At 70.9% G+C, this 12,308-nt stretch carries 9 protein-coding genes; 1 reads left to right on the forward strand and 8 read right to left on the reverse strand.

Features of this window, described 5'->3' with window-relative positions:
* Window positions 1–693: 693 nt before the first annotated feature.
* Window positions 694–1,689, reverse strand: coding sequence for a metal-dependent hydrolase (locus tag WMF43_RS46925; protein WP_437675318.1), 996 nt, complete (start codon window positions 1,687–1,689; stop codon window positions 694–696).
* A 485-nt stretch (window positions 1,690–2,174) separates the two neighbouring features.
* Between WMF43_RS46925 and WMF43_RS46930 the strand changes: the two genes are divergently transcribed.
* Complete coding sequence (locus WMF43_RS46930) at window positions 2,175–3,623, forward strand: hypothetical protein (protein WP_437675320.1); 1,449 nt, start codon at window positions 2,175–2,177, stop codon at window positions 3,621–3,623.
* Between the two features lie 29 nt (window positions 3,624–3,652).
* Here WMF43_RS46930 and WMF43_RS46935 read toward each other — a convergent pair whose 3' ends face one another.
* From WMF43_RS46935 to WMF43_RS46965, 7 genes are all read right to left on the reverse strand, one after another.
* On the reverse strand, window positions 3,653–4,723 hold the full coding sequence (locus WMF43_RS46935; protein WP_437675322.1) for a hypothetical protein: 1,071 nt from the start codon (window positions 4,721–4,723) through the stop codon (window positions 3,653–3,655).
* Window positions 4,724–4,794: 71 nt separating this feature from the next.
* A complete protein-coding gene (locus tag WMF43_RS46940; RefSeq protein ID WP_437675324.1) occupies window positions 4,795–6,222 on the reverse strand; it encodes a M56 family metallopeptidase in 1,428 nt (475 codons plus the stop codon).
* A 2-nt stretch (window positions 6,223–6,224) separates the two neighbouring features.
* The gene (locus WMF43_RS46945; RefSeq protein WP_437675326.1) at window positions 6,225–6,599 is read right to left on the reverse strand and encodes a BlaI/MecI/CopY family transcriptional regulator; all 375 of its coding nucleotides are present in this window, start codon (window positions 6,597–6,599) and stop codon (window positions 6,225–6,227) included.
* Between the two features lie 151 nt (window positions 6,600–6,750).
* Entirely contained in the window at window positions 6,751–8,034 is a 1,284-nt protein-coding gene (locus tag WMF43_RS46950; protein WP_437675328.1) for a hypothetical protein, read from the reverse strand.
* A 447-nt stretch (window positions 8,035–8,481) separates the two neighbouring features.
* Complete coding sequence (locus WMF43_RS46955) at window positions 8,482–9,519, reverse strand: NADP(H)-dependent aldo-keto reductase (protein WP_437675330.1); 1,038 nt, start codon at window positions 9,517–9,519, stop codon at window positions 8,482–8,484.
* A 158-nt stretch (window positions 9,520–9,677) separates the two neighbouring features.
* On the reverse strand, window positions 9,678–10,286 hold the full coding sequence (locus WMF43_RS46960; protein ID WP_437675332.1) for a nuclear transport factor 2 family protein: 609 nt from the start codon (window positions 10,284–10,286) through the stop codon (window positions 9,678–9,680).
* A 361-nt stretch (window positions 10,287–10,647) separates the two neighbouring features.
* Window positions 10,648–11,796 carry a PAS domain-containing protein gene (locus WMF43_RS46965; protein ID WP_437675334.1) on the reverse strand — a complete coding sequence of 383 codons (1,149 nt, stop codon included), beginning with the start codon at window positions 11,794–11,796 and terminating at the stop codon, window positions 10,648–10,650.
* Window positions 11,797–12,308: the final 512 nt, after the last annotated feature.

Consider the following 12,308-nt stretch of genomic DNA (forward strand, 5'->3'; position numbering starts at 1 on the left):
GTCGCGCGCTCGTTCGCCTCCGCCGCCAGCCTCTCCGCCGCGGCGAGCCGCTCGAGGATGGCAGCCTCTCCGCTCGTCGCGGGCTCCGCGGGTGCCGCTCCGGTCGTGGCGGATGCCGCTCCGGTCGTGGCGGGTGCCGCTCCGGTCGCGGCGGGCGATGCTGCGGTTGCCCCGGTCGCGGCGGGCGCTGCGGCAGTCCCCCGGGGGGCGCCGGCGGCAGGGCTCTGCGCGTGCGCGAGAGATGCCGTGACGAGCACGCCCCCGAAGGCAGCACGCGAGACGCGCGCCAAGCGCGATGCGCGCGCTCTGCGCTGTGAATTCCCACCCATCAACATGGTTCTCTCCCTGTCCGCAGACCCCATATGCGGCAGGCCGACGTCGCACGTCGCTCTTGCGGACTCGCGACCGTCACGTGTACCACACACAGGTGCGGTGATAGATGAAAATTCCGCGCGCTCCGCTGCAATGCAGTACACACTCCACGGGAACACGTCTGAAACGCCTCAACAGCAGCACCTTGAGTCAGCAAGGTCACACATGGTGCGCAGGGAGGGGCCGACAGATGACCGTGTATCTGAGTGGCGCTGTGTTCGCCTGCCATGGTCGATCCGTCGGATGCTCCAGGTGAGCGCCCGGCGGGCGGACTGGCCCCCGGAGGATCCCGGGGCGGGATGCGATGGCAGGTGCGAGGAGCTACTCTCGCCAGCGGTCGAGGAGCTCGCGGGCGGAGCCGCCGCGCTCGAGGCGGGCGCGCGTCACCGCCCCGTCGGGGGCGATGTCGACGATGAACTCGAGTGTCGGCTCGCCGCGCAGGTGATAGCGGAGGTCGGCGACGCGCACGGTGGTCCCGCCGTCGCCGGCGGGGGCGTGGCGGACCACGGGGAAACGGGCCCAGGCGAGCGCCTCGCGCACGGTGGGCACGGCCGCGACACGGGCGGGGACCGGGCCGCTGGGCGCGCGCGCGACCCGGCGCTGCTCGGTCGGCGCGCCGCCGAGCAGGTCGACCGTGCCGGCGGCGTAAGCGTCCTCGTGTGTCGCGATGAAGCGCCATGTCGTCACGCCGAGCATCGCGGGGAAGACGGCGACGTGTTGCGCTGCGGGGTGGGCGGCGGCGACGCGGGCGACGAGGACCTGCTGCGTCGCGATCCGGCCGCCGACGTACGCGGCGGCGACGGCGGCCCCGACGAGGATCACGCGCCGCCAGCGCGCCGGCCGGCGCCACGCGACGAGCGCGCCGAGGGCGAGCGGCAGCGTGACCAGCGGGTCGAGCACGCCGGTCCAGTCGAGCGTCAGGCGCGCGTCCGAGAACGGCAGGAGCAGGCGTGTTCCCCACCCGGTCCAGAGATCCGGCAAGAGGTGCGCGAGGGCGACCGAGAGGACGCTGAACGCGTAGACCGGGCCGAACCGAGCCCGCCGCCGCAGGACGAGCCAGGCGAGCCCGGCGGCCACCGCCGCCACCACCGGCGCAAAGAGCAGCGCGTGCGACGGCCCGCGGTGCGCGCGCAGCGTGCGCAGCACCGCGTCCCCCGCCGGCCAGAGGTAGTCGAGATCCGGCAGCTCGGCGGCGAGCACGCACGAGAGCAGCACGGCGCGGTCGGTCGGCGACGCGCGCCCCTCGCCTGGCCTCACGTCAGGGCGGCGCATCGCGCCGACCGCCAGCCCGAGGAGCCCGTGTGTGAGCGTGTCCATGACGGCCGTCAGCTACCGCATGGACCCGAGCGAGCGCAAGGCCGCCCGCGCCAGCCCGCCGGAGGCAGGCGCCGACCCGAGGCGCGGAGCGGTGGCCGAGGACTGCGCTTCAAGCCTCCGAGAGGCTGCGCTCATCCTTTGATGAAGTGATCCATCAGATTCGAAGCCTCTGCTTCCGAGCCTCACAAGGCTGGCCAGGGATCCCGAGAGATTTGAACGCAAAGGCGCAAAGGCGCAAAGGCGCAAACCAGAATTTTCTCTGTATTTTTGCCTTCTTGTCTCTTTGCGCCTTTGCGCCTTTGCGCCTTTGCGTTAAATCTCTCTTCTCTCGCCGTGATCCCTGCCAAGCTTTCTGACAGGCGGAACTGGGGGGCCGGGGGAACGACGGGCCTCCAATCTCCTGCATGGGGGTGGCGGCGGGTTGACGCGGCGACGTGGGCGGTGAACCTGGCAGCCATGCTCGAACCGCCGCTGCAAATTCGCCCTTGGGCCTCGCCCCTCGCCGCTTCGCGGCGGCGGTGCTCGAGGTGCAGGTCATGAGGACCGACGGATCCGAGCCGGTGTGCATGGGGGTGGCTGTCTCCGGGACGCCCTCCGTGCAGCACCTCGAGCGCGACGCCGAGGGCAGCCTCGACGCCGCGCTCGCGTTGGCCGCCACGCTGCACACGCCGGGGCAGCGCGAGCGCTACCGACGTCTGCTGGAGGGCGCGATCGAGCAGGCGGACCGCGCGGTGGCCGCCGCCGAGCAGGAGCGCGCCGCCCTCCAGGAACATGAGTTCGCCGCTGGAGAAGAGCGGCTCCTCGCGGCGAGGAGGGGCGCCCGTTCGACCTTGGCGAGGGCCCACGCGGCGCGAGCAGAGGACGCGCTCCACGGCGCGGGCCAGCTCTCGCTCAGCGCGCAGCGCGCACCGACGCGCGAGGCGTGCGACGACGGCTGGCAGCGCGTGGAGGAGATCGTGACCGGCGCAGAGGCCTCGGCCCGCGCGGCCGCGATCAGCGCCGCAGAGCTCGAGGCCGGCTCGCCGCGGTCGAAGATCGCCCGCGCGGCGCGCGCGGCAGCTCACAAGGCCGAGGGCGCCGCCCGCGCGGCGCGCAGGATCGTCGAGGAGCGAAACCACGCGTACACGTTCCACACGGACAGCGGCTTCTCGTTCGGCGAGGGGTGGTACGTCGCCGCGGCCGCCGTCCTCGCGGGCACGGCCATTCAGGTCGAGCCAGGCAAGGCCGGAACAGCGCCGGCCGAGGCGTTTCTTCGCGATGCAGGCCTGAGCGATCACCTCCAGGCGTACCGCCCGCGCCCGCGCGCGGTGAAGCAGACGACCGAGATCGTCGCGCGCGCCTTCCGCGCCGATCCGTCGACCGCCCAGCGGAGGCTCCGCGCGGCGTTTCTCGGGGACGTGCCGATTCCGGAGTCGGTGACCGGCTGGGTCGATCGCAGGCTCGCGGGAGCGCGGGCGGGAGCGCCACGCCGGAGGAAGGTGCTGCTCTGGATCCGCGAGGGGCTCCACCACCCGCACCGAAACACGAGGCTCGCCGAGCTTCTGGAGCTGACGGACCTCGTTCAACACACGGGGCTCGTGCCCGTGTTGACCGGCGACGCCCTTCCAGGCGGACAAACCCCCGAGGGCGCGGTCGACATGACCCTCTTCTGGAAAGACCCCACCTTCCGGCAACTCGACATGCGTCGGGCGCAGCTGCAGTTCTTCGAGCACCTGAAGCGAGCGCACGGCCTCGTCGGCCAGCTCGGCGTCACGACCGCAGGCATGGATGGCCCCGCGCTCATGGGGCTTCCCACGATGTACCTCACCGATGCGACGAACGTGCGCATGCGGGCGTGGGTCGGCGCGGTGCCGGGCTACCAGGAGGTCGTGCGCGAGCGCGGTTATATCGAGCGCGTCCGCCGCGTGTTGTCCGGATGGGCTGCCGCTTCGTAGACGGAAGGAGTCGAACGCGGGCAGCTAGCTCAGAGCGTGGTCTCCCCGATCTGCTGGATCGTCGCCTCCACCCGCAACCGTGCCTTCTGCTCTGGAGGGGACTGGATGAGCTCGTTCAGGTTGCTGGAGATGACGTAGATTTTCCCGTCCCGGAGCACTCCGGTCGTTGGATAGACGTCGCCGAGCTGCCGTGCCGCGCGCAGCTTCGCGGTAGCCCAGCCGTCCTCGCTCGACAGCGAGAACGCGGCGTTCGACGCGGCGCCGGGGACCTGGTTCGCGATGAGCACCAGATCCTTCTTGCCCACCAGGATCAGCCCGTCTCCGCCCACGAACCTCTCGGCGATATCGACCCGCGAGAACTGCGAAGGGCTCGCGATCGGCACCCTGAACAGGCTCCCATCGCTCTTCTTGATGACCAGCAAGTAGCCATCGGGGTGAACGACCACCCCGTTCAGGTTGATCCCATCGCCGGCGAAGCGCTCATCCCGCAGAAACACGGTCGCGTTCCCCTGCGGGTCGACCTTGTAGATGGCAGGGGAAAAGCTGTCGGTGACGTAAGCGTTGCCCGCCGAGTCCAGGGCAATGCCGTTCGCGAGGTGAGCGCCGGGGGACAAGGGGGCAAGATCCACGTAGCTGAGCGCCGTGCCTGTCGCGAGATCGTAGATCCCCACAGCGGCCAGGTTCCTGGGCCCCTGGGCAGATGGCTTGACGCTCGACCCGAGGTCGGAGTTCACCGCCCAGAGCCTGCCCCGCCCGGCGTCGACGGCGATCCCGAGCACAGAGCACAGGCGCTTGTCGTCGACGATCCGCGAGACGCCGCCCTCGCCGTCCACCGCGTAGATCGCGCCCTCCCTGAACGAGCCCACGAGAAATCTGTCGCCCCTGCTGTCGTATTCTATCGTCTCCGGATACAGCGCCGGCCTGCGGACCGTCAGGGGCTGTCCCGAGCGCTCGAAGGTGACGGCTCCCGCGCTCGCGCAGCCGACGGACGTCAGCCCGATCATCGCGGCCGCGCACAGGGCGCGGACGGAAGCCCGCGGGCGCGCGCTGATCCGCGTCCCGTTCGCCTCTGCGTGCTGCGCGCTCGGTCCTCTGTTCATGATCGACATCTCAGCTCCTGTTCTGGCTGGCGGCGCGCCGTGGAGAGGAGCGCCGCTACCGAGGCGCGCCGCTAGCGAGGCGCGCCGCTGGAGGCCCCCCGGCGCCGCTCCCACGTGGTCCATTCGTCGACGAAGCGCTCTTCGATCCAGGCCTTTGTAGCGCGCACGTGCCTCAGCTCCTGGCGCAGCTCGAGCACGCGCACCGATTCCTGTGTGTCCGCTCGCTGCGCGCCGGGCAGATCCAGCGCGCTCTCGAGCTGCGCCTCGATCTGCTGCTCACGGCGCGCGAGCTCGGCCATCTGCTCGCTGGCCGCTGCTGTATCGGGAGGTGAGCCCGCCGCCGCGTCGAGCGCAGCCTCAGGGCTCCGCGCGAGCGAGGCGCCTGCGTCCGGCGCGCGCTGCGACGGCCGTGCTCGCGCCGCCTGGACGCTCAGGCCAGCGGTGGCGACGCCGACCGCGGCGAGGGCCGCGATCGCCCACGGCCGGCCCCGCGGGCCCGCCTGAGCCCTCGCCTCGCTCCCCGCCCCCACCAGGCGCTTCACGCGCGGCAGGAGCGCGCTCGCCGAGCGCGCCATCGTCGGGACCGTCGCGCACGGGCGGGGGAGCGGCGCGCCGGCAGCCACCTGGACCAGCGCGCGCGCCAGACCCAGGGGATCCCCCGTGAGCTCGACGGCCCGATCGTCACAGGCCAGCTCGGCGGTCTGGCGAAAGCGAGACGCGACCCAATGGTTGAGCGGCTGCATCCACAGGACCGACTGCACGAGGCCCGCGACGGGGAACCACAGCCCGTCGCGGCGCTCGACGTGGGCGAGCTCGTGAGCAAATACGGCGTCGACCTCTGCATCGCTGAGGGCCGCCAGCTGCGCCAGCGGGACGCACACCTCGGAGGCTCCGATGACCAAGGGGCTGCCGAGATTGGCGCTCTCCGTCAGCACGATCCGGCGCAGCCCGATCCGGGCGCACATCCGATCCATCCGCTCCAGCAGCCGCGCGTCGCGCACCGCTCTGCGCCCGCGAAGATCACGCCACAGCAGCAGCGCCGAGGCGGTGAATCGCAGCAGCCCCAGCGCGGCTGTCACGACGCCGAACATGGCGGGCAGGCGCCACCGCAGGTCTCCCCGCATGCGCCACGCCGAGCCTTCCGCGCCAGCGCTCTCACGCGGTCCTCCGGCTCGCGGCTCGGCATCGGGAGCCGTGGACGCGGGAGCGTCGACGAGCGACACGACGGAGATTTCTCGGTGGTACGACGCGCTCCCAGGGGCGCGCTCGGCGCCCCACGGGCTCCCTGCCGCGAGCAGCGCGGTCGCGAGCGGACCGAGCAGCGCCATCTTCCAGAGGAAGTGCCGCGCCCCGGACGAGAGGGACTTACGGCGAGCAAGCAGCGCCGCCGCCCCCGTCCACACCACGGCGTGAGCCGAGTAGGTGAGCAGCAGCGAAAGCCAGAGCACCGCGCCGTCGGGCTCGGCGTCGCCCAGCCATACCAGCAGCTGGAGCGCCATGATCAGGCCCCCTTCTCCTTGATCAGGCTCCGCATCTCTTCGAGCTCTTCGGGGCTGATCTCCTCGGACTCGAGGAGCTGCGCGGTGAGGGCGGAGACCTTGCCGCCAAAGAAGGCGCGCACGACGCGCTGGAGCACACCCTTGGCCGCCTCTCTCTGATCCACCATCGCACGGTACACGAACTGCCTGCCGCGCCTGCGGCGCTCCACCCAGCCCTGCTTGGTGAGCCGCTGCAGCAAGGTCGCCACCGTCGTGGGCGCAAGCACCCTCCCGTCCTTGTCCATCGCCGCGAGGATGTCGCCGACGGTGCCTTCCCCGACGTCCCAGAGGGCTTTCATCACCGCGAGCTGCAGATCCGTCAGCGTGCCGGTTCCCACGACTACAAGTGTCGTCGTAGGGCTCGCGGTTGTCAACTACAAATGTAGTCGTCTGGGCGAGGGCGGGGCTCCCTCGGCCGTGAGCGTGATGATCTCGCCGGTCTGCCCGCCGTCCTGCCGCGCGGGACGACCTCGGCGCGGTGCCAGGAGCTCACTCCTTCGACAGGTACGCGACCATGAAGCACATCTCCTGGTTCGTCCCCTCCCCCCAGGGCACGTCCCGCGGCGGGCGCTGGAACTGCCCCTCGCTCGCGGCCGTGTTGTCCCAGGTGCACTCGGCGACGAACCGATCTCCCGTCCCCCAGCGCAGCGGCTCGTCGAACATGTAGAGCGCCTGGTGGTGGAACTCGAACTCGCCGCGCGCGGCGCACTCCTCCTCGCCGCCGTCGCGCTCGACCCACGCCCGGTAGGAGCGGCCGAGCAGGTGCATGTGCGGGAGCAGGCCGTAGACGAGCTGCGGCGGGCCCTCGTTCTGCGTGCTGCTCCGCTCGGTGTGCGCCTCGGCGCCGGCGGGGATCGTGAAGGGCACCGGGCCGAACACATCCATGTAGACCTCGGCGCGGGGCGGCTCGCGCGAGAGCTGCAATCGATATCCAGACCGATCGCGGCTGCTCGTGCCCCTGCGCCCGAAATAATGCATCTGCAGGACGAGCTGCTCGCCCGGCTCGACGCGGACCCCGGCGCCCTCCGGGAGCCGCGTCACCCCGACGCCGGGCGCCCAGCTGTGGAGGAGCTGCCAGTCGAGCTCGATGACGGGATCGCGGCACGGAAAAGCGCGCGTACCCGGCGGAACGCCGTATCCGATGCCGGCGTCGCCCGAGAGATCCCGGTACACCGCCATGTGGTGCACCACCGCGGGATCGCCGACCATCGCCTCGAACGCCGTGATCCAGGCCGGCTCCGTGAAGGGGTTGTCGATGATCGCGCAGAAATACTCGTTGCCGTCGTCGTCGAGCGTCACCTCGTGCGCCTCGGGCATCTCGAGCGTGGCGTCGGGCTCCTCGATGGTGTCCTTCGCGCGCTGCGGCGGGGGCGCGTCGGCCGGATCGCCGAGCGGCGCGCCGCCACGCGCCCACGCGTCGAAACGAGCGCGCTCGTCGAGGGTGAGGCTCATCCGCTCCGCGCCCTCGTAGCTGCGGCAGCTCGCGTCCAGCACCGGCGGCGGCATGTCACCGTCGCTCACCCGGAGGGCCATGAGACCGGCGAGCCCCTGCGCCGTCGCCGCGTCCGTCAGCGCCACGCGGCCGACGCCCGCGCCGTCGTGACACGAGGCGCACGAGCGCTCCACGAGGGGCTGAATGTCCCGATACCACGTCACCGTCGACCCCGACGGGGAAGGCGCTTGCTCATCGTCCCCACACCCCGTCACCCCCATCACCCCGAGCACGAGCACCGCCGCGCTCCGCGCTCCACGCACGGTCCTGCACCACGTCATCACACACCTCCGCTCTGCACGGCCGACGCAGGAGCCGCATCTCCCCGGCGAACTCCTATTGATCAACCGTTTCAAACACGTGTTTAACTTGCGCCCGAAGGCGTGTCAAGGACAGGGGCGACGGCGGCGCGCGGCGCGCAGCTTTCCGGCGCAGCGGAGGGGGCCGAGGGGGGAGGGGGCCGAAGGGGGAGGGGGCCGAAGGGGTGCGGGGGCGGAGCCGGCGCCGTCGAGGCGCCCGTCCGTGCGGCGGGAGCTCGATCCACCTGGTCCGATGGATCGGAGGGGGCCAGCTCGAGGCTGGCTCATAGGGGTCTGTGGCAGCGCTGGGCAAGGCCGCAGGCCGGTCCTCGTCGGTGTGACGGTGGCCGCGGTCTCCCCGAGAAGAGTGTCGACGTCGAGGCTAGCTCAGGGCGCGCCGCGGAAGCTGCGCCTCCGCGGCCGGCGCCCTCACGGCGCCGGGCTCGGGTACCGGGCGTGGATCTGATCGATCTCGGCGAGCACGTCCTTGTCGAGCACCACGCCCGCGCTCTTCACGTTCTCCTCGAGCTGCTCGAGCGTGGTCGCGCCGATGATCGTGCTCGCCACGAACCAGCGGCTCCGCACGAACGCGAGCGCGAGCGTCGCCGGGCTCAGGCCGTGCGCGCGCGCGAGCTTCACGTAGGCCTGCACCGCCTCGTCCACGTTGGGCTTCCGGTAGCGCTGGCCGAACGTCTCGAACCGGGCGAGCCGCGCGCCCGGCGGGGGCCCGCCGAGGTACTTGCCCGTGAGCAGGCCGAACGCGAGCGGGCTGTAGGCGAGGAGCGGCACGTCCTCGCGGCGCGACACCTCCGCCAGCGCCGAGTCGAACGTGCGGTTGATGAGGCTGTAGGCGTTCTGGATCGACACCGGCTTCGGGAGCCCCAGGCGCTCCGCGACGTGGCTGAACTGCGTCACGCCCCAGGCGGTCTCGTTGCTGAGCCCGAAATAACGGACCTTGCCGTCGCGGATCACCTCCGCGAGCGCGGCGAGCTGCTCGGGGATCGGCGTGCTCGAGCGCTCGTTCGCCGGATCGTAGGCGGTCGCGCCGAACTGCGGCACGTACCGATCGGGCCAGTGGATCTGGTAAAGATCGATGTAATCGGTCCTGAGGCGCCGCAAGCTGTCCTCGACCGCGCGCCGGACGTTCGCCCGGTTGACCGCGAGCGACCCGCCCCGGATCCACGAGAAGGGCCGGCCCGACGCCGCGATCTTCGTCGCGACGATCACCTTGTCGCGCGGCTTCTGGCTCAGCCACTCGCCCACGTAGCTCTCCGTGCGCCCCTGCGTCTCGGCGCGGGTGGGCACGGGGTACATCTCCGCGGCGTCGACGAAGTTGATGCCGGCGTCGAACGCGTGGTCGAGCTGCGCTCTGGCGTCCTCGAGCGTGTTCTGCTCGCCGAACGTCATCGTCCCAAGGCAGAGCTCCGAGACCCGGAGCTCGCTGTTACCCAGCTGTCGGTAGTGCATTGCTGTTCCGTCCGTCGGCGTCCCGTACCATGACGTCACGCCGATGTCCACTATAGCGGACGAAGTTTCTCTTATAACGGACGCGCCGGGCGGCGCGCCCGCTCCGGCCGCGAAGGCGCCGGCGGCCCGGCCGACGGCGAGGATCGCGGGGCGCTCGCTCAGGGCTCCGGCGAGTCGATGCGCATGAACGAGAGCGTGCGGAACGTGCGCTTGCTGAGCTTCCAGCCCGAGCGCGTCAAGACCGCCTCGTTCTCGTACGTGCCGTGCGCCACCTGGACGCTGCTCAGCGGGTCATAGACGTGCGTCGCGATCAGGTACGAGGTGATCTTCGCCCGGCGGCCGCCAGGGAGGATGTCGACGCGGATGTTGCTGATCAGGTGCTGCGTGCCGACATAACCGGACGCCGCGAACAGCTCGTCGATGAAATCGGCCCAGGCCTCGGCGCTCGGCACCGCGACGACCGGCGGAGCACCCGGAGCGGCGCCGGCTTCCCATATCTCGACCGGGGCGTTCCGCGTGAAGCACTCCGAATAGATCTGCTTGCCCCGCTCCAGATCACCGCGGCCGATCGCGTCGGTCCCGGCCGCGTAGCAGAACTCGAGCTGCTCGATCTCGTGCACCGCCTGGACCTCGTGCAGGCCGCTCGGGGGCGTGCCCTCCGCGGGCTTCGCGACCAGCACGGTGACAGCGCCTGCCAGCGCCACCGTGGAGACGACCGGTAACATACGACGAAGAAAGCTGCCGACACGATCGCTGCTCGTGCTCATGGACCTCACCCCTTTCGTTGGGTGCCCTCAGGCCGCAAAGGACTAAATTAACAGTGTATATATTTGAATAATAGAGTCAAGCGCAGTTCGCGGATTGCGCGTGATCCCTGTTACCGCGCCTCGACGCCATGCTCCGGGCGCGTGGTTTGTCGATGTAGGCTCGATGCAGGCTCGATGCAGCCCCAGCACGTGCGAATCCATCGCTCATGCGGCGCTCCTCGGCGACGCCGTCGCACCCTGTCGGACCGCCCGCCTCGCGCCGCGCGCTCCGGGCCGCGCCGTGATCGCTTTGCCGGCCTGGGCGCGGGGCTCGGCGCCCGCGCGGAGGCGCCGGCGCGAGGGCTCGCGCTGGGCGGGCCGGTCAGCCCGAGCGGCGCCGCCTGGGCTCGCAGGCCATCCTTCGAATGCAGTGCTCGAGCCCCTGCCGCAGCGTCGAGCGCGTCTCGATCGACGTGAGATCCACGCCGAGCCCGACGATGGTCTGGGCGATCGCGGGGTGGATCCCCGTGATAATCCCCTCGGCGCCGAGGAGCTTGATGGCTCCGGTGAGCTTCAGGAGGTGGTCCGCGGTCTCCGTGTCCATCGCCTCGATCCCGGTGAGGTCGAGGATGGCATACCGCGCCTGCGTCCGGACGACCTCGCGGAGCACCCCGTCCATCACGTCGGCGGCTCGCGTGCTGTCGAACATGCCCACGAGAGGCAGCGTGAGCACGCGGTCCCACACCTGGATGATCGGCGTCGACAGCGAGCGGATGACCTGCTGCTGCCTCTCGATGAGCTCCAGCTTCGCGCGGAGCTCCTGCTCGGTGCGCTTCGAGGCCGTGACGTCGAGGCTGACCCCGGCGACGTGGGTGACGTCGCCGCGCTCGTTCTGGATGGGCAGGTACCACGCCTCCCAGTGGACGCCCTCCACCTCGTTCAGGAAGTAAGACATCTTGCCCGCGAGCGCCTTGCGCAGCTCTGCCGTGCCCGATTCGGGGTAGATCTCGAACATGTTGAGCCCGAGGAACTGCCCCGGCTTGAGCCCGGCGGCCTCGAGCGCCTTGCCGTCGTGGAGGACGAAGACCCCTCGCTCGTCGATCGCCCACACGCAGATAGGGAGGTTGTCGTTGATCGCCTTGAGGAGCTTGACCTGTATCTCCTGCTTGATCCGCTCCTCGGCGTCGCGGAGCGTTCCGTACACCTCTCCCTTCTCGGGCGCCCGCCGCGCGGCGCACTGGAAGAACTTGAACGACCCGTCGGCCGTCTTCAGCCTCACATCGACGGTCACGGGCTCCGCCGCGGCGCGTAGCCGCGCCCACGCCTCGTCGAACGAGCGCCTGTCGTCAGGGTGAACCAGCGGGGCGAGCCCCGCCTGCGAGGCCGCGTGGAGGAGCTCGGGGCTCACCGCGCGCGTGAGCGCGCTGCTCATGCGGAGGAGCGCGCCGCCCTCGCTGGCGATGAAGACCATATCCATACAATGCAGGAAAAAGTCGTCGATCGTGCTGGGCGTGCTGTCGGGTTGGGCCATCCGATCGGCAAGGCTACATCGGTCAAGCGTCCAGCGTCGAGGCTGGTCACGCATCCAGCGTCGAGGCGCAGCGCACCTCGCTCCCCGAGCTCGCCCTCCCGATCTCCAGACAAGGAGTGCATGCAGGGCCAGCGGGGCCGCCGCATGACCTCGGCACCCTGACCGCAGGTGTGCGCGAGCACACGCGATCCCGGCGATCGGCTTCCGCGTCGGCAAAAGCTGCTGAGCTCGGCAAGCGTTGCCCGCGGCGCCTGCACGGCCGCAGGATCCTCACAGCAGCGGAGCGCGGCGCGCCCGCGGCGCTGCGGCCGTGCTTGTCCACGACAGCGCGGCTCGGACACGTGCGCCGCCTGGCGCCCGCGCGACGCCGCGCTTCACCGGCAATCGCCACGTCGCCTGGTCTGCGTGTTGCACACGCTGCGAACGCCTGGCTGACGCCCGGCCAATACCTGCGTCGAGCGGAGGCGCTTATCACGCTGCGGGAATGCTCCCCGGCCGCGCCTTCGCCTCGG

The organism is Sorangium sp. So ce131 (assembly GCF_051519095.1).
Lineage (GTDB): Bacteria > Myxococcota_A > Polyangia > Polyangiales > Polyangiaceae > Sorangium.

What these genes read in the sequence shown, in the direction of transcription:
- WMF43_RS46925 (WP_437675318.1), bottom strand. Translation starts at nt 1,689, where the DNA reads ATGGACACGCTCACACACGGGCTCCTCGGGCTGGCGGTCGGCGCGATG.
- WMF43_RS46935 (WP_437675322.1), bottom strand. Translation starts at nt 4,723, where the DNA reads ATGAACAGAGGACCGAGCGCGCAGCACGCAGAGGCGAACGGGACGCGG.
- WMF43_RS46940 (WP_437675324.1), bottom strand. Translation starts at nt 6,222, where the DNA reads ATGGCGCTCCAGCTGCTGGTATGGCTGGGCGACGCCGAGCCCGACGGC.
- WMF43_RS46950 (WP_437675328.1), bottom strand. Translation starts at nt 8,034, where the DNA reads ATGACGTGGTGCAGGACCGTGCGTGGAGCGCGGAGCGCGGCGGTGCTC.
- WMF43_RS46955 (WP_437675330.1), bottom strand. Translation starts at nt 9,519, where the DNA reads ATGCACTACCGACAGCTGGGTAACAGCGAGCTCCGGGTCTCGGAGCTC.
- WMF43_RS46960 (WP_437675332.1), bottom strand. Translation starts at nt 10,286, where the DNA reads ATGAGCACGAGCAGCGATCGTGTCGGCAGCTTTCTTCGTCGTATGTTA.
- WMF43_RS46965 (WP_437675334.1), bottom strand. Translation starts at nt 11,796, where the DNA reads ATGGCCCAACCCGACAGCACGCCCAGCACGATCGACGACTTTTTCCTG.